The 17768-nt window shown below is 32.6% G+C and carries 18 protein-coding genes; 3 read left to right on the forward strand and 15 right to left on the reverse strand.

Features of this window, described 5'->3' with window-relative positions; translation table 11 throughout:
* Window positions 1–3: 3 nt before the first annotated feature.
* The 15 genes from rlmN to ACN0WY_RS02325 form a co-directional block, all read right to left on the reverse strand.
* A complete protein-coding gene (gene rlmN / locus ACN0WY_RS02255; protein WP_330487552.1) occupies window positions 4–1044 on the reverse strand; it encodes a 23S rRNA (adenine(2503)-C(2))-methyltransferase RlmN in 1041 nt (346 codons plus the stop codon).
* Window positions 1045–1111: 67 nt separating this feature from the next.
* Window positions 1112–2161 carry a tRNA preQ1(34) S-adenosylmethionine ribosyltransferase-isomerase QueA gene (gene queA / locus ACN0WY_RS02260; protein ID WP_417799416.1) on the reverse strand — a complete coding sequence of 350 codons (1050 nt, stop codon included), beginning with the start codon at window positions 2159–2161 and terminating at the stop codon, window positions 1112–1114.
* A gap of 67 nt (window positions 2162–2228) precedes the next feature.
* On the reverse strand, window positions 2229–3458 hold the full coding sequence (locus tag ACN0WY_RS02265; protein WP_417799417.1) for a 3-phosphoshikimate 1-carboxyvinyltransferase: 1230 nt from the start codon (window positions 3456–3458) through the stop codon (window positions 2229–2231).
* Between the two features lie 5 nt (window positions 3459–3463).
* Window positions 3464–3712 (reverse strand): hypothetical protein, encoded by a 249-nt coding sequence (locus ACN0WY_RS02270; protein WP_330487555.1) that lies wholly within the window; start codon window positions 3710–3712, stop codon window positions 3464–3466.
* Window positions 3713–4039 carry a nucleotide pyrophosphohydrolase gene (locus ACN0WY_RS02275; RefSeq protein ID WP_073182681.1) on the reverse strand — a complete coding sequence of 109 codons (327 nt, stop codon included), beginning with the start codon at window positions 4037–4039 and terminating at the stop codon, window positions 3713–3715.
* A 47-nt stretch (window positions 4040–4086) separates the two neighbouring features.
* Window positions 4087–4464, reverse strand: a complete 378-nt coding sequence (locus tag ACN0WY_RS02280; protein WP_417799418.1) for a VOC family protein — start codon at window positions 4462–4464, stop codon at window positions 4087–4089.
* Window positions 4455–5672, reverse strand: coding sequence for an MDR family MFS transporter (locus tag ACN0WY_RS02285; protein ID WP_417799419.1), 1218 nt, complete (start codon window positions 5670–5672; stop codon window positions 4455–4457). The genes ACN0WY_RS02280 and ACN0WY_RS02285 overlap by 10 nt, the downstream gene beginning before the upstream one ends.
* Before the next feature lie 236 nt (window positions 5673–5908).
* Entirely contained in the window at window positions 5909–6658 is a 750-nt protein-coding gene (locus tag ACN0WY_RS02290) for a cyclase family protein (RefSeq protein WP_417799420.1), read from the reverse strand.
* Window positions 6659–6670: 12 nt separating this feature from the next.
* Window positions 6671–7795 (reverse strand): radical SAM family heme chaperone HemW, encoded by a 1125-nt coding sequence (gene hemW, locus ACN0WY_RS02295; protein WP_417799422.1) that lies wholly within the window; start codon window positions 7793–7795, stop codon window positions 6671–6673.
* 1 nt (window position 7796) lies between these two features.
* On the reverse strand, window positions 7797–8090 hold the full coding sequence (locus tag ACN0WY_RS02300; protein WP_417799423.1) for a hypothetical protein: 294 nt from the start codon (window positions 8088–8090) through the stop codon (window positions 7797–7799).
* A 66-nt stretch (window positions 8091–8156) separates the two neighbouring features.
* A complete protein-coding gene (locus ACN0WY_RS02305) occupies window positions 8157–9914 on the reverse strand; it encodes a KAP family P-loop NTPase fold protein (protein ID WP_417799424.1) in 1758 nt (585 codons plus the stop codon).
* 23 nt (window positions 9915–9937) lie between these two features.
* Window positions 9938–10495, reverse strand: coding sequence for a crossover junction endodeoxyribonuclease RuvC (gene ruvC, locus ACN0WY_RS02310; protein WP_417799425.1), 558 nt, complete (start codon window positions 10493–10495; stop codon window positions 9938–9940).
* A gap of 8 nt (window positions 10496–10503) precedes the next feature.
* Window positions 10504–12126 carry an adenine deaminase gene (gene ade, locus ACN0WY_RS02315; RefSeq protein ID WP_417799426.1) on the reverse strand — a complete coding sequence of 541 codons (1623 nt, stop codon included), beginning with the start codon at window positions 12124–12126 and terminating at the stop codon, window positions 10504–10506.
* A gap of 90 nt (window positions 12127–12216) precedes the next feature.
* On the reverse strand, window positions 12217–13809 hold the full coding sequence (gene pckA / locus ACN0WY_RS02320) for a phosphoenolpyruvate carboxykinase (ATP) (protein ID WP_417799427.1): 1593 nt from the start codon (window positions 13807–13809) through the stop codon (window positions 12217–12219).
* An 86-nt stretch (window positions 13810–13895) separates the two neighbouring features.
* A complete protein-coding gene (locus tag ACN0WY_RS02325) occupies window positions 13896–14276 on the reverse strand; it encodes a DUF423 domain-containing protein (protein ID WP_417799428.1) in 381 nt (126 codons plus the stop codon).
* Window positions 14277–14356: 80 nt separating this feature from the next.
* Here ACN0WY_RS02325 and ACN0WY_RS02330 point away from each other — a divergent pair, with 80 nt between their 5' ends.
* The 3 genes from ACN0WY_RS02330 to ACN0WY_RS02340 all read left to right on the forward strand — a co-directional run bounded on the left by ACN0WY_RS02330 (window position 14357) and on the right by ACN0WY_RS02340 (window position 17764).
* Window positions 14357–15727 carry a saccharopine dehydrogenase family protein gene (locus tag ACN0WY_RS02330; protein ID WP_417799429.1) on the forward strand — a complete coding sequence of 457 codons (1371 nt, stop codon included), beginning with the start codon at window positions 14357–14359 and terminating at the stop codon, window positions 15725–15727.
* Between the two features lie 110 nt (window positions 15728–15837).
* Window positions 15838–16407 (forward strand): Crp/Fnr family transcriptional regulator, encoded by a 570-nt coding sequence (locus tag ACN0WY_RS02335; protein WP_330487566.1) that lies wholly within the window; start codon window positions 15838–15840, stop codon window positions 16405–16407.
* Window positions 16408–16489: 82 nt separating this feature from the next.
* Entirely contained in the window at window positions 16490–17764 is a 1275-nt protein-coding gene (locus ACN0WY_RS02340) for an NAD(P)/FAD-dependent oxidoreductase (RefSeq protein ID WP_417799430.1), read from the forward strand.
* Window positions 17765–17768: the final 4 nt, after the last annotated feature.

The following is a 17768-nucleotide window of genomic DNA, read 5'->3' on the forward strand; positions in this document are numbered from 1 at the left end:
GGGTTACGACTTATTAGCTAGCTGCCCACAAGCTGCATCAATATCTTTTCCTCTAGAACGACGCACATTTACCACAATATCATTCATTTCAAGATTAGAAATATAATTGTTTAAAGCCCTATCAGATGCTTGTTGAAATTCTCCGTCATCTATAGGGTTGTATTCTATCAAATTAACTTTACACGGAACATACTTACAGAATTCCACCAACGCATCAATATCTTCTTTTCGATCGTTAATACCGTTCCAAACAACATACTCATACGTTATTTTTCGTTTAGTTTTTTCATACCAATACTCTAACGATTCTTTTAAATCTTTTAACGGAAAGTTAGCATTAAACGGCATAATAGATGTTCGTACCTCATCTATAGCCGAATGTAACGAAACGGCTAAATTGAAGCGCACTTCATCGTCTGCCATTTTCTTAATCATTTTAGGCACACCAGAAGTTGATACCGTTATTCTACGAGCTGCCATTCCTAAACCTTCTTCCGATGTTATTTTATCGATAGCTTTAATTACATTATTGTAATTCATTAAAGGTTCTCCCATTCCCATAAAAACAATGTTAGACAATTTATGGTTATGGTATAACTTACTTTGTTTGTCAATAGCGACAACTTGATCATAAATTTCATCTGCATTCAAATTACGCATACGTTTTAAACGAGCTGTTGCACAAAATTTACAATCTAAACTACATCCTACTTGACTAGACACACAAGCTGTAGTACGTTTTTCAGTGGGAATTAAAACTGATTCTACAATTAATCCATCATGAAGTTTAATTGCATTTTTAATTGTACCATCATTACTACGTTGCATAGCGTCAACTTCAATATGATTGATTACAAAGTTCTCATCAAGCATTTTCCTTGTTGCTTTGGATAAGCTTGTCATATCCTCAAACGAATGCGCTGCTTTGTGCCACAACCACTCATACACTTGGTTACCGCGAAAAGCCTTGTCTCCATTATCCACAAAAAAAACACGGAGTTGTTCTTTGGTTAATGCACGTATGTCTTTCTTTTTTACTGTCATCAGGTACAAAAATACACAAAACCTCACAAGTAGCTTGTGAGGTTTTGTAAATGGTTAAAAAACTATTTTATAAAATTAACATCGCATCTCCGTACGAATAAAACTTATATTTTTCTTTAATTGCTTCATGATATGCCTCCATAACAAAATCGTGTCCTGCAAATGCAGAAACCATCATTAATAATGTAGATTTTGGCGTGTGGAAGTTTGTCACCATACAGTTCGCTATACTAAAATCATATGGCGGAAAAATAAATTTGTTTGTCCACCCTTCAAAAGCATTCAATTGCTTGCTTGAAGATACAGATGATTCAATCGTTCTCATTACTGTAGTACCTACAGCACATACTCTCTTCTTGTTAGCAATAGCATTATTTACCATATCAGCACTGACTTGAGGAATGATAATTTGCTCAGAGTCCATTTTGTGCTTTGATAAATCTTCTACTTCAACTGGATTAAAAGTACCTAACCCTACATGCAATGTTGTTTCAGCAAAGTCTACTCCTTTAATTTCTAAACGCTTCATTAGATGCTTAGAAAAGTGCAATCCTGCTGTTGGTGCTGCTACTGCTCCTTCGTGCTTAGCGAAAATAGTTTGGTAACGATCTTCGTCTTCTGGCTCTACCTCACGCTTTATGTATTTTGGCAATGGAGTTTCTCCTAACTCAATTAATTTTTTTCTAAATTCATCGTAAGGGCCATCAAATAAGAAACGTAATGTTCTTCCACGTGAAGTAGTATTATCAATAACTTCAGCTACTAAACTTTCATCATCTCCAAAGAATAATTTATTCCCTATTCTTATTTTTCTTGCTGGATCTACTAAGACATCCCACAAACGATTTTCAGCATTTAATTCACGTAATAAAAACACTTCAATACGAGCTCCTGTTTTTTCTTTGTTTCCGTACATACGGGCTGGAAATACTTTCGTATTGTTCAACATCATTACATCTCCTTCATCAAAATAATCGATTAAATCTTTAAATAGTTTATGCTCGATTTTTTGTGTGTCACGGTGCAATACCATTAATCGTGCTTCATCTCTGTGCTCTGAAGGATATTCTGCCAATAATTCTTTTGGCAATTCAAAATTAAAATTTGATAATTTCATTTGTAAAATTTTCTTAACGGTGGCAAATATACAATTTCAACATAGGGGTTGTCAAGCGATTGCTCTATTATTTTATGGTAACATTCTGAATTCCTACATTAAGCATATCTTTCCAAAAATTTCTATAGGATTTGGTTACTACTTCAGCTTCTAAAATTTCTATGGAAACTTTTAAAGCTAACGGAGCAAATGCCATTGCCATTCGATGATCGTTATAAGTAGCTATTTGAATATTTTCTTTAATTTTTAAAGATGGTTTTAAGTGTAAACTTTCATTAGTTACAGAAATATCTGCCCCTAATTTTGTTAACTCTTCACGCAATGCTTCTAAGCGATCGGTTTCTTTAATCTTTAACGTGTGTAACCCTGTTAAATCACAAGCAATACCAAGCCCAAAACACGTAACTGCTATGGTTTGAGCAATATCTGGTGCATTTTTTAAATCTTCTTTTAATACAGCTAAACTATGTTCTCTTTCTTTAGTTAGAAGAATTGAGTGGTCTTTAAAAGTGGTCGTCACTCCAAAATCTTTATAAATTTTTTCCAAGCAACTATCTCCTTGCAAACTATCTTTTTTATACGCTGATAGTTTCACAGAAGAACCTACTTTGCTCAACGCTATAATCGAATAAAAATAAGATGCAGAGCTCCAATCAGACTCAACTACAACTGTTTGCTTTCTTACAGTTGCTTTTGGCTCTATTTTAATAAGCTGCCCTTCAAATTTAGCTTCAACTTCTAATTGAGCTAATAATTTTAAAGTCATATTGATATAGGGAACCGACGTAATTTTTCCGACCAATTCAATTTCCAATCCTTTTTCTAAGCTTGGAGCAATTAGCATTAATGCTGAAATGTATTGACTACTTACATTTCCATTAATTAAAACTTTCTCTTTTGTTAGTTTTCTTCCCGATATTTTAAGCGGGGGATATCCTTCTTTTTCTACATAATCTATAGCTGCTCCTAAATCGCGAAGCGCATTAACCAAGATTTCAATTGGTCGATTGTGCATGCGGTCTGATCCTTGCAATACTTTTGTAACACCTTCTTGGGTTGCAAAAAAAGCAGTTAAAAAACGCATTGCTGTTCCTGCATGTCCAATGTCTGCAATCGTATTATTAGAAGTTAACGCTCCTTGTAAATGATGTGTATCATCAGAGTCTGATAAATTTTCTATCTGCAAATCTGGATATAATTGCTGTAAAATCAACAATCTATTTGATTCACTTTTTGAACCTGAAATGGTTATATGAGTACCTGAATTAAATTCTTCAGTTTTTAGTCTTAAATCCATAAAAACTACTTCGTTTTTTTATTTACAATGTATATGCTATAAATAAGTGCGATTACAATCTTGCTCAGCCAAAAACGAATCCACTGTTTATTTGCAAAGTGCACATTGTATACGGTTTCAAAGTCTCCTGAAAAAACAGCCCCTCCCGTTTTAAACAATAAAGAAAAAACAGCTACGATTAGTAAAAATGGGGTTCCTACTTTTAAAACATTAATCCAAAAACTTCCCTTTTGTATATTTTTAATGAGACTCATTTATTGTAGTTTTTTATTATTGTGATGACGATCGTGATCCCTTTTAGTTTTAATATCTAACTTCTTATCAAAGGCTTCTTGTAAATTTACACCTGTTTGGTTTGCTAAACACAACACGACAAACATTACATCTGCTAACTCTTCTCCTAAATCTTTGTTTTTATCACTTTCTTTTTCACTTTGCTCTCCATAACGACGCGCAATAATTCGAGCTACTTCTCCAACTTCTTCTGTTAGTTGCGCCATATTTGTTAACTCGTTAAAGTAACGTACTCCGTGATTTTTAATCCAATCATCTACTTGTTTTTGTGCGTCTTGTATATTCATGTTTTCTGCTTTCTTATTAAACATTCAAAGATAAAAACTTCTATTTCTTAATCGATTCGCCAAAGCGGATTTTTTCTGTGTTCTCCTGCTTTAAACAGAATTAATTTATTACCATCTGGATCTAACAAATGGGCTTCTCTCCATAACCATGTTTGCTCTTTGGGTAATTGGGTGAATTGAATTCCTTTTTCTTGTAGCTCCCTTACTAATTCATCTAAATTCTCGTCTTCAAAATACAATGTAATCCCTTCTCCTTTAGATAACTTCTCTACTTGATGAATTGAGAAGGTTGCATCTCCATCAGGCACTTCAAATCGGACATACCTAGGGCTTGCATCTACAATAAGATGCAAGCCTAGTTTTTTATAAAATAGTACAGATGCATTTACATCTATAGACGGAATTGTTACTTGATTTAAGTCCATGCGATTACTTTCTCTCTTTTCACAATTCGTATTAACATTAATAAAAACAACACTCCAATTCCTGATAATACAATCATAAAATTCCATGTATTATCAAATCCAATATTATCTATTAATTGCATTCCTGAATTGTGTCCAAATATATGTGACATAGAAAATGCAATACTGTAATATGCCATATACTCTCCTTGATTTCCTTTTTTTGCACGTTCCATTACAAAGGCATTTGAAAAAGGAAATGCAATCATCTCTCCTATGGTCATCAATAACATTCCTATAATTAAAATTCCTACCCAACCAGTTAAGTTAATTACTACAAAACTTAATCCTGTTAATAGTAAACCCAAAAACATTAAAAATTCTTTAGTATACTTACTTTTTTCTAACCAAGTAATGAGTGGCATTTCTAACAGGAAAATGAAAAATCCGTTCATCCCCATCAACAAGCCTATTTCTAACTCTGTTAAATGATGAACATCTTTGTAATACAAAGGCATTGTTGAGAAGTATTGCAAGAAGATAAATCCGAACACAAACATCCCTACAAAAAACACCCAAAAAGCCTTATCTGAAAAAACCGACTCTGGATTTTCTACTTTTATTTCATCCAACACTCTTGCTTTTTTAGGATGTAACACATTTATCAATAATATAGTTGCTAAAATACACGTAACTCCATCCACCCAGAACAATCCACTATACCCCATTGAAGTAATTATTAACCCTCCAACAGCTGGACCTGCTGAGAAACCTAAGTTAATTGCCAGACGAATTAAGGTTACTGAACGTGTTTTATTTTCTGGTTTACTGTAAGTATTCAAGGCTACAAACATAGCGGGTCTAAACGTATCTGCTACTAACATCACCAAAAAAATACCAACACAAAACCCCCAAAAAGTATTAACAAACTGTAAGACTATAAAAAGGATTCCAGTCAAAAACAAACTTGTTTTCATCACTTTGTAAAACCCTATTTTATCAGTTAACTTTCCTCCCAACCAAGATCCTCCTACAGACCCTAATCCAAAACAAGTCATAATCCAACCTACATCATTTAAAGAAAAATGCAAACTTTCTCTCAAATACAATGACATAAACGGAATTACCATGGTTCCTGCTCTGTTTATCAATGTTATTAAAGCAAGCCACCATACTTCGCTCGAGAGCCCTTTAAAAGTGTCTAAATAATTAAAATAGAGTTTTTTCATTTGGTTTGGTTTTAGTGTTGATTGTTGATATAAAAATAAAAAGTCCGACTTTGCAGTCGGACTTTTTATTATCGTTATATTTTATATAAACATAATTATAATACATACATCGCCCGATCGTTTCTGTGTCTTACCACAGTCGATTTACATTGCTTATATGTATTAAAAATTGTCATTATTGTTTCTTGATTGAGCTGTAAAACTAGTAAAAAAAGAAATATACCCACAAAAAAGTTTTAAATAATTTCGTAAAGTGTGGGTTTACTAGGTGTAGCGTCGTTTTCAAATGGTGCTACCATCAAGTTCAAAAAGTAAGTTCCGTCCTTTATTTTATTAGACACATAAATAAATTCAGTAATTGTTGCTTTCATTCTGATTTCTCCTTGTGTATTCCAAAAAGCATTATGAGCTAACAATTTTCCTTCGTCTTTTTCTTTGTCTACCGATGGTAAATCAATTAGTAAATGTTCTATTCCTTTCTCTTTTAAATATACAGCAGCTTCTTCTAACAAATAGGTCGGATTTGTATTTGAATAACGCATCGATTTTTTGTCTGATAGGTTCGGTAAGGTTCTAATTACAATTGCATCGCGCTTTTTGTTTCCTAAAACATTTTGTAATTGTTCTTTTGAAATTACAAAGTCCTTATTTTTTAACTGTTCTGGAGCAATCGTCACTACTTCAGCTAAGAAGAAAAATTTTGATAGTTCTTTGTTTACTGAATAAACTTCTTCTGTAATATGTCCCACACATTCGGTATGTGTAATATGTGAGTGCGGATTAAACTGTATGTTATTAAAGTTTACATCAGCGCCTTTTTGTACACTCCCTATCCAATTGCCATCAGAAACAGGAAAAATCTTAGGATCGTCTAAATACCACGCATTTACATTTTCTTTTGAGGTATCAATAGCTATTGAAATGTCTAGTGGTTTTGATAAATCAATCTTGTATTTTCTTGAGTTGTATTCAATTGTTGCGATCATACTCAAAGATACTTAAATAATAAATAATTCGGAAGCCAATCCATCTGCTAAGAACTTTCCTTTTTCTGTAGTCTTCAAAACTTCATTTGTAATGACTAATAGCCCTTGTTGGATAAACTTCTCAGCATTTTTAAGGAGACTTTTTCTAAATTCTTCCCCGAAATCCTCCTCAATTTTCTCTAACGACACTCCCCAAATGGTTCTTAATCCTGTCATTAAATATTCATTAAACTGATCTTCCTTAGTGAGTTTCTCTTGCTCCAAAGGGAGATTTCCTTCTTGAATTGCTTTGATATATTTTGCATTGTTAGCTACATTCCAGCTACGATGTGTTTTGTTAAACGAATGTGCTGAAGGACCAATGCCTATATACTTTTTCCCTAACCAATAACTGGTATTGTGCTTTGAGAAATAGTTTGGTTTTCCAAAGTTGGAAATTTCGTAATGAACAAATCCATTTTTAGCGGTTTTTGCTACCAAAATATCAAAATGCTCTTTGGCTACTGTTTCGTCAACATCAGGATATTTTCCTTGCTTGATAAATGAATCTAATGCTGTTTTAGGTTCTACCGTTAACGCATATGATGAAATATGATTGATACCGAAATCAAAAGCTATTTGCAGATTTTCTCTCCAACGTTCATTACTCATATTCGGGACTCCGTAAATCAAATCAATGGTAATATTATCAAAGTAGCGAGTGGCAGCTGACAGACATTTTTTTGCTTCTTGTGCATTATGAGCTCGGTTCATTAACTGTAAATCTTCTTCAAAAAAAGATTGTATCCCTATACTTAAGCGATTAACCGAAGTTTTAGATAATTCTATTATTTTTTCTTCTGATAAATCATCTGGATTTGCTTCTAAGGTAATTTCTGGATTTGCTATTACAACATAGTTTTGATAAATAGTATCAATCAACAATTGTAATTCTTCAATCGACAATAAACTCGGGGTCCCTCCCCCAAAATAAATAGTTTCTATTTCTTCATTTTGCAGTTCTTGCTTTCTTAATTCTAGCTCTTTCAACAAGCAAGCAACTAACTGTTCTTTCTTTTTTAAAGAAGTAGAGAAATGAAAGTCGCAATAATAACATGCTTGCTTACAAAATGGGATATGTAGATAAATTCCTGCCAAATTAATTTAATAAATCGTTTTCTTTTTGATACCAATAAATGAACTGTTGTAAATTTTTATCTTCTGATACAGTTTCGTCAACGAAAATATCTATGAGGTTGTCTATTTTTAGTAAATCAGGTTCTAGGCTTTTTATTCTATCATAAAGTTTTTCAACATCAACAAGTTCTTTCATGTATTGATAGTTTTGCTCTTCCAAGTTCCCATGATACTCATTATTCCAAAAAGCTGGGAAGTTTCTAATCAACTTTTTAACACCCTCCATTGTATCAATATTATGCTCTATATAATTCATGAAAGACTTATTTTCATGCATTTTCCAATAAAACATCACCATTTTGATTGATTGATTTTCAATCTATTAGTAAAATGGTATACTTTTTTCTATAAACTCTCCTTCTGCTTTTTTACCTATTGATTTATTTAAATCTTCCCTAACTTTACTTTTTATCTTTATTTTTCTAGTAAAATAACATAAATCAGAAACATTTAGCTTTTCAGCTAAACTAACAATATTAATCTCATCTTCTTTCTTATCCAATATAGAAGCTATTAATTCAATTATTCTTAATTGATAAGATAACCCAAAAACATCAATTTCTGTTTCAGGTAATAAATCCAAATTTGAAAGTAAAAAATCATAGAAGAAAATATAATCAATTTCTTGTTCGTTAATTAAATCTTCTACTAAACCGTAGAAATGATGGACCTCTATATATCTATTATCTCTCACATAAACAAAATTTTCCTTTAACCTTCCTACATCTTTATCTCTTATATTTTGAATTATTTTTTTCCTTTCTACATTAGAAATTTTTCTGATTGTATGATACGAAAAATACTTCTCAAAATGCTCTCTAGAGTTTATTCTTGATTCCTTTTGTACTAATTTTACATACCCTTCATCCTCCTCTAGTTTTTGCTTTAATACATCATTATACCTATCAGGAAATAAAAAACCAACTATTTCACTTGATTCTTTTCTGAGCATCTTATAATCAGTATTTAAATCCCCTATTCCTCTAAATAAACTAGCTTTAACAATTAATCTTTTGTTTATATTGTAATGTATATATTCCTTAATATGATTATAAACTTCAGCGTCTACTATCTTTAAATAATCCACCCAAAACAAATCTCTTAAATTGACTTCTTCTCCTATCGCAAAAGCACTTAGAAAAAAACTATTTAATACTCTTATAATCTCACGTGCATTCTTAAAATAATAATATTTAAATTCTTGTCTTATTTCCCCAATCTCTTCTTCTCTTTTAGATAGGTTTAAATTATCTACAACTTCCTTTAACTTTATATTAAAAAAAAGTTTATAATCTTCCTTTTCTATTTTAGGTAGGTGTACAGGGATATTAATAATTTTTTCTAAGAATAATTTTCCATCTTTTTCTTCGTCCCCATATCGTGTTTTTATAGCTTTTGAAACATAATCTTGATCCATGGCTATTATATAGACAAAATTGTTAAAACTAGCATTTAATTTTATCAACTTTAAAATAGTATATATTTCATCTTTATCTAACCTATCAACATCATCTATAAAAACAACTACTTTATAATCCGATTCATTTAGCTTTTGATTAATGTCTTCAATTAGATTTACTAAGGTTGTTTCTTTCCCTATAAAATCTTCTCCCATAGCTTTCATTATTTCACTAATTTCAAACGTGGATCCAATTTTATTACTAGAACTTAAACCTACTGAGGCAGAAACCTTAACTGCTTTTACATATCTACTATATTTAACTAACTGTTTTCCTATTTTCTGAAGTGTATTTTCCTTTTTTAAAAACATTAATTTAGAAAGCCCGTCAAAAAAATCAAATAACATTTCATCTTCTGAACTATATCTCCAAGGGTTAAAATGATATTTTAAAATTCCTTTCTGATTTTCCTTCTTTTCCTTCCATACATCAATTTGCTTTTCTAAAAGATTTAAAAAAGAAGTCTTTCCTTCTCCCCACTTCCCATAAACACCTACCGTAATAGGCTCTATATTATTAGAATTATTCTGAAGTATTCTTTGAACTTTTTTAGCATAATGACTAAAATTGAAAAGATCTTCGTTTTTACTCTTTATCGGAGAAAACTTAATAAAATTCATTCTTCTTTTTCTTATACGATTAATTAGCTTTTCTTTATTCTACTTTCATTCTGCTTTACAAACGCTGCCCAACCTGTATAGTTCTTACCTCCTACTTTTGTTCCTGAATTATAGTAATGACATACCGCGGCTGCCAAACCATCAGTCGCATCTAGATTTTTAGGCAACTCTTTTAAGTTTAATAGCGATTTTAGCATAAGCGCTACCTGTTCTTTACTAGAGGTTCCTTTCCCTGTAATGGCCATTTTAATTTTCTTGGGCGCATACTCGGTTACTGGTATTTGTCTTGACAATCCTGCTGCCATCGCCACTCCTTGTGCGCGTCCTAATTTTAACATCGACTGTACATTCTTTCCATAAAAAGGAGCTTCTAAGGCTATTTCATCTGGATTATAGGTATCAATCAACTCAATAGTACGTTCAAAAATGATTTTTAATTTCAAGTAATGATTGTCATATTTTTTTAAGAGCAGTTCGTTCATTTGAACAAATTCCATCTTTTTCCCTACTACCTTTATAATTCCAAACCCCATAATAGAAGTTCCTGGGTCAATCCCTAATATAATTTTTTCTGTCTTCAAACTCTCGTTTATTTAACTTCTAAAGAAGTAAATTTAAATGTATTTCCATCAAACAAGCCTTTGTCTGATAGCTTTAAGGATGGAATTACCAACAACGCCATAAAAGATAAGGTCATGTACGGAGCTCGTAATTTGCTACCTAGTTGTTTTGCCATGGTATCCAATTCTGCGTAGGCTTTTCCTATTTCAACCGCCGGTTTTTCAGACATGATTCCTGCCACAGGAAGTGGAACCACTTTTTCTTCAGAAGAGGTTACAGCGCAAACGCCTCCTCTATTTTCAATCAGTAAGTTTACTGCCTTACAAATCAATTCATCCGACACTCCAACTGCTATAATATTATGAGAATCATGACCAACTGAACTCGCTATCGCCCCTTCTTTTAATCCGAAGTTCTTAATAAACGCAATAGAAGGTTCTGCATTTTGATAACGGTTTACTACGGTCATTTTTAACACATCGTTTGCTACATCAGAAACTAAACTTCCATCTTTTATCAACGAATCTGCTTCTATTTCATTTGTCACTAATTCTCCGTCCAAAGCCTCAATAACTCGAATCTTTTCAGATGCTGAATGGAATTCAAAATCGGAAACGTTTTTTGCATCAGTGTCAAAATTATTCAACACTTCAAAATCTACATGTGCTACAAATGACCTTCCATTTTCAGCCACTAATTCTCCATTAATATACGTTTGTAGTACTTCAAACTTTTGTAGGTCTTTTACCACAATAAAATCAGCGTCATCTCCTTCGTTTAAAGTTCCTACATCCAGTTTGTAATGCTCTACTGGATTTATACAAGCAGCTTGCAATACTTTGAATACATCTATTCCTTTAGCAACAGCACGCTCACATAACTGGTTGATATGTCCTAATAACAAATCATCTGGATGCTTATCATCAGAACAAAACATCATGTTCTCATAATATTCAGGAAGTAAATCAATCAGCGCTTCAAAGTTTTTCGCTGCGCTTCCTTCTCTAATGATGACTTTCATTCCTTTTTGAAGCTTTTCTAAACCTTCTTCATAGGTAAAACATTCATGATCGGTATAAATTCCTGCTGCTATGTATTTGTCTAAATCTTCTCCTCTTAATCCTGGTGCATGTCCATCTACTGGCTTATTATAATGTTTTGCCCAAGCTATTTTTTTCAACACTTCTTCATCCTGATAAATAACCCCTGGGTAGTTCATCATTTCTGCTAAATACTTGATATCAGGGTTCTGCATCATTTTTTTGATATCTTCTGAATCAATCACAGCTCCAGCACTTTCAAAAGAAGTCGCTGGCACACAAGATGGTGCTCCAAAATTGAATTTTAACGGAACTTTCTTTCCGTTTTCAATCATAAAATCAACTCCTTTCACCCCTAGCACATTGGCTATTTCATGTGGATCGGATACGGTTGCTACCGTACCATGTGTTACGGCTATTTTAGCAAATTCTGAAGGAACTAACATCGAGCTTTCAATATGAATATGCGCATCTATAAATCCAGGTAAAATATAGTTTTCTACAGTATGTTCTACTGCTATAATTTGTGTAATCTTTCCTTCTTTAACCTCAACTTCTCCTTTAAAGATTCGTTTATTTTGTATGTCGACTATATTTCCTTGTACAATCATGCTAAAATTTATTTATTGCTAAAATACTGAGTATTTTTCACAAAAAAAGCATCCGTTATGGATGCTTTCTTAGTATTTATGTTTTAAAGGTTACGCTATTGGCCCACCTTTAATAATTTCCTCGCTTGCCATTTCTTCAAACTGAGCAAAGTTCTTTCTGAATGAATTTGCTAATTCCATAGCTTTTGCATCGTAAGCCTGTTTATCTGCCCATGTTTGCTTTGGGTTTAACACTTCATCAGGAACATTTTCACAAGTAGTTGGCATTGATAATCCGAAGATTGGATGTTGTACAAATTCAACATTTTCTAAATTCCCTTCTAAAGCTTCAGTAATCATAGCACGAGTGTACTTTAATTTCATTCTGCTACCAGTACCGTAAGCACCACCTGTCCATCCTGTATTAATTAACCAAACGTTTACACCTGCTTCTTGCATTTTCTTGCTTAACATTTCAGCGTAACGCGTTGGGTGTAACGGCATAAATGGAGCTCCAAAACAAGCTGAAAAACTTGGTAATGGCTCGTTAATTCCTGCCTCTGTACCTGCTACTTTAGCAGTATATCCAGAAATAAAGTGATAAGCTGCTTGTCCTGGTGTTAACTTAGAAATTGGAGGCAGTACTCCAAAAGCATCTGCTGTTAAAAAGAAGATGTTCTTTGGGTTTGCACCTTTTGACGGTGTTTGAATATTTTCAATGTGATAAATAGGGTAACTTACACGTGTATTTTGTGTAATTGATGTATCAGCAAAATCTACCTTTCCTTTATCGTCCATCACGATATTTTCAAGGATTGCTCCTCTTTTAATTGCTCCGTAAATCTCTGGTTCTTTCTCTTGAGATAAGTCGATTACTTTTGCATAACAACCACCTTCAAAGTTGAAGATTGTGTTTTCAGCAGTCCAACCATGCTCATCATCACCAATTAAACTACGATTTGGATCCGTAGATAAGGTCGTTTTACCTGTACCTGATAACCCGAAGAAAATAGCAGTATCTCCATCTTTACCAACGTTTGCAGAACAGTGCATTGGTAAGGTATTTTTAAATACTGGTAAAATAAAGTTCAACGCAGAGAAAATACCCTTTTTAATTTCTCCTGTATATCCTGTACCACCAATTAATGCTACTTTTCTAGTAAAGTTTAAGATAGCAAAGTTGTGTTGGCGTGTTCCATCTATTGCTGGATCTGCCATAAAACCTGGAGCGTTTACTACTGTCCACTCTGGAGAAAAGTTTTTCAACTCTTCAGCTGTAGGACGTAAAAACATGTTGTATGCAAACATGTTACTCCAAGGATATTCGTTTACAACACGAATATTTAACTTGTAGTCTTCATCTGCACATGCATAACTATCACGCACAAACACCTCTTTGTTTGATAAATAGTTAGTTACTTTATCGTATAGCTTGTCAAATTTTTCTGAATCAAAAGGAATGTTGATATCTCCCCACCAAACTTGGTCTTCAGTTATATCGTCTTTAACGATAAAACGATCCATTGGAGAGCGACCTGTGAACTCACCTGTTTTAACAGCTAATGCTCCAAAACTGGTTTCTTCTCCTTGTTCTTTTTCAATAGTGATGTCGTGTAACTCGTCTGAAGTTAATTGATAACGAACCGTAGCGTCTTTTATGCCTAAGTTATCTAACGATATCGTTTTCGTATCAAGATTTGTCATCTTAAAAGATTTTAGTTGTGTTTAATTTTGGACAAAAATAGTTCTTTTTGATTAAAAAGATGAATCATACAAAGATTTTATCAACTTTAACTTTTAATAACTTTTTTAAAAAAGCGATATGCTAATAGGCTCCAACCCATAATTAATAGCATTCCTCCTAAAGGTGTAACAAACCAAATGGCTTTTGCAGGAACGTTTGCTAAGTAAATTAAATAAATGGATCCTGAAAACAATAAAATTCCAGCTATTAAAAAATAACTAATCCTGTTCTTTTCTTTGTTTGTAAACTCAGCAAACATGTTTACTAAAAGTAATAATAGCGCATGAAAAACCTGATAACGTACAGCAGTTTCAAAACTTTCTAAAGCTTCCGGTGCTAGTCTTGTTTTTAAGGCATGAGCTCCAAAGGCTCCTAAAACAACAGCAATTCCTCCTAAAATCGCTGCTATTGTTAAATTTTTATACATTATTTTAGTTTTTGTTTAAATTTAAACTTTTTTAGCGATATTGTCGCCTCAAAATTTAGTGATAACAAAAATACATTATAATGAGAAATATATTGATAATTGGTGCTGGTAGATCAAGCTCTTCACTTATAAAATATTTAGTAGATAAATCTTCAGAGGAAAGCCTACACATAACTATTGGTGATGTTTCATTAGAAAGTGCTCAATCTAAAGTTAACAATCATTCTAATGCTACAGCAATACAGTTAGATGTTTTTAATACAGAAGAACGCTCAAGTGCAATTCAAAAAGCAGATATCGTTATTTCAATGTTACCCGCTCGTTTTCATATTGAAGTAGCTAAAGATTGTATTACTTACGGAAAACACATGGTTACCGCCTCATATATTTCTGATGAAATGAAAGCGTTAGATGAAGAAGCTAAAGCAAAAGGATTAGTATTTATGAACGAAATTGGTCTGGATCCAGGAATTGACCATATGAGTGCGATGCAAGTTATTGACCGCATAAAAGAACAGGGAGGTAAAATGCTATTATTTGAATCTTTTTGTGGCGGATTAGTAGCTCCTGAAAGTGATACTAATTTATGGAACTATAAATTTACTTGGAATCCTAGAAATGTGGTATTAGCAGGTCAGGGTGGAGCTTCAATGTTTATACAGGAAGGAACCTACAAGTACATTCCATATCAAAAATTATTTAGAAGAACTGAATTTTTAACTATTAATGGTAGTGGAAGATTTGAAGCATACGCTAACCGTGATTCTTTAAAATACAGAAGTATTTATGGTTTAGAAGATATTAAAACTATGTATCGCGGAACAATTCGTAAGGTGGGATTTTCTCGTGCTTGGAACGTATTTGTTCAATTAGGAATGACTGACGATACATACACGATTGAAGATTCAGAAAATATGAGTTATCGTGATTTCACAAACCTTTTCTTAGCCTACTCTCCTTCAGATTCTGTTGAGTTAAAGTTTCGTTCGTATACAAAGATTGATCAAGATGATTTAATGTGGGATAAATTTGTAGAGTTAGACATCTTCAATCCGAATAAAAAAGTAGGATTGAAAAACGCTACTCCTGCTGAAATTTTACAAAAAATATTGATGGATTCTTGGACTCTTGAAGCTGAAGATAAAGATATGATTGTAATGCATCATATTTTTGGATACCAATACAAAGAAGACAAGTATCAAATTGAAAGCAGCATGGTAATTAAAGGTGATGATCAAACCTACACTGCCATGGCAAAAACGGTTGGTTTACCTGTAGCCATGGCTACGGTACGTATTTTAAATGGTGATATTACAACTCCTGGCGTACAATTACCAATCAACAAAGAAGTGTACGAACCAATTTTAAAAGAATTAGAAGACTACGGAATTAACTTTATTGAAAAAGAAGTTCCTTATTTAGGTTATAACCCTGAGAGTGTAAAGGGGTAAAAATTTCAAATAACGAATAAAAAGGCATCTAAACAAGGGTGCCTTTTTTTTAGCTAAAAAGAACTCATTTATAAAGTTCGTATTTTTACATTTCAATACTACACTAACAAATGGTCGAACGTATTTTAACAGAGCATATTAAAGGATACACTTCTTTTTCTGAAGAAGAGTTATCAGAAATAGCAACATTTTTCGATCATCAACCTTACAAGAAAAAAGAAACTTTATTATTTACTAACCAACGATGTGATAAACTATTTTTTGTTGCCAAAGGTTGTTTACAATTATATTTTATTGATGATTTAGGCTATAAAAAAACTACACAGTTTGCTTTGGAGAATTGGTGGTTGACAGACTTTTTAGCGTTTCAACACCAAAAACACGCTAACTTTACGATAGAGGCAGTTGAAAACTCTATAGTTTTATCAATCTCCTTTTCGAAATACAATGAATTATTAAGCAAATTCCCATTACTAGAAAAATATTTCAGAAACATATACGAAACAGCTTACGGAGCTGCTTTAATGCGTTTAAAATACATAAACAGCTACTCTAAGGAAGAACTGTTTTTTAGGTTTAGAGAAGACTTTCCTGAGTTTGTGCAACGAGTACCTCAATATTTATTAGCTAGCTTTTTAGGCTTAACTCCTGAATATTTAAGTGAAATTAAAAGAAAATAACATTTCTTAAGCTAGTTTATTTTTTACTGAAATCTTCTTAACTACCTTTGTACTTATATTAATTTAAGGGCATAATAGCATTATGAAAAATATGAAAAAACTTGTCGTTGTTGGCGGCGGGTTTGCTGGATTAGAACTTATAAAAGGATTAGGAAATTCAGAAAATTATCAGATTATTTTAGTAGATAGTAATAACTACAACTTCTTTCCTCCTTTAATCTATCAAGTATCTACAGGTTTTATGGAACCATCTGCAATTAGTTATCCATTCAGAAAAATATTAAGAAAGTTTAAAAACGCTCGTTTTCGACTCGGTACTCTTGAAAAAGTTGTTCCCGAAGAAAACAAAATAGTGGTAAGTAATGGAGAAATAGAATACGACATCTTAGTAATGGCTACTGGAACAGAAACTAACTTTTTTGGAAACAAAAACATTGAAAAGTACAGTTTACCTATGAAAACGATTAGTGATGCCTTATCTCTTAGAAATGTTATCTTAACTAGATTTGACCGAGCTACTAGAATTCACAATCCAGAGGAAAGAAAAAAATGTTTAACTTTTGTAATCGCTGGCGCAGGTCCTACTGGAGTTGAGCTTTCAGGAATTTTATCTGAAATTAAAACGTCAATTATCATAAAAGATTATCCTGAGTTAGATGAAAACGACTTTGGAGAAATTCACCTTATCGATGGTCAAAGCTCTGTGTTAGCTCCTATGTCTAAAAAAGCACAAAAATACACTTCTAAAAAGTTAAGTGAGCTCGGAGTTAGATTAACGATGAATACTATGGTTAATGACTTTGATGGTGAAACTGTGTACTTATCAAACGGAGAAAAAATAGAAACCAAAAACCTTATTTGGGCAGCTGGTGTATGTGCAAAAACATTTGATGGTTTTTCAACAGAAAGCTTTGGTCCCGGTAGAAGATTAAAAACAAATTCATTTAATATAGTACATTCATATGATAACATTTATGCTTTAGGAGACTGCGCCTTAGTTTTAGGCGATGAGAACTATCCTAATGGGCACCCGCAATTAGCCCAACCAGCATTACAACAGGCAAAGAACTTAGCTAAAAATCTTAATAGGAAAAACGATAACTGGAAGACTTTTCAGTACAACGACAAAGGCTCTTTAGCTATTATTGGACGAAATAAGGCTGTACTTGACTTTCCTGGTCAAAAACAATCCTTAAAAGGTTTTGTTGCATGGTTAATTTGGATTTTTGTACATATCATGGGACTTGTAAACTTTAAAAACAAAGTAAGAACTCTATACAACTGGTTAGGCTACTACATATACAAAGACCAATATTTTAGAATGATTATTAAACCTACTCAAAGAGATACTAAATAAAATA

It is taken from the genome of Tenacibaculum sp. (genome assembly GCF_048269885.1).
Classification (GTDB): domain Bacteria; phylum Bacteroidota; class Bacteroidia; order Flavobacteriales; family Flavobacteriaceae; genus Polaribacter.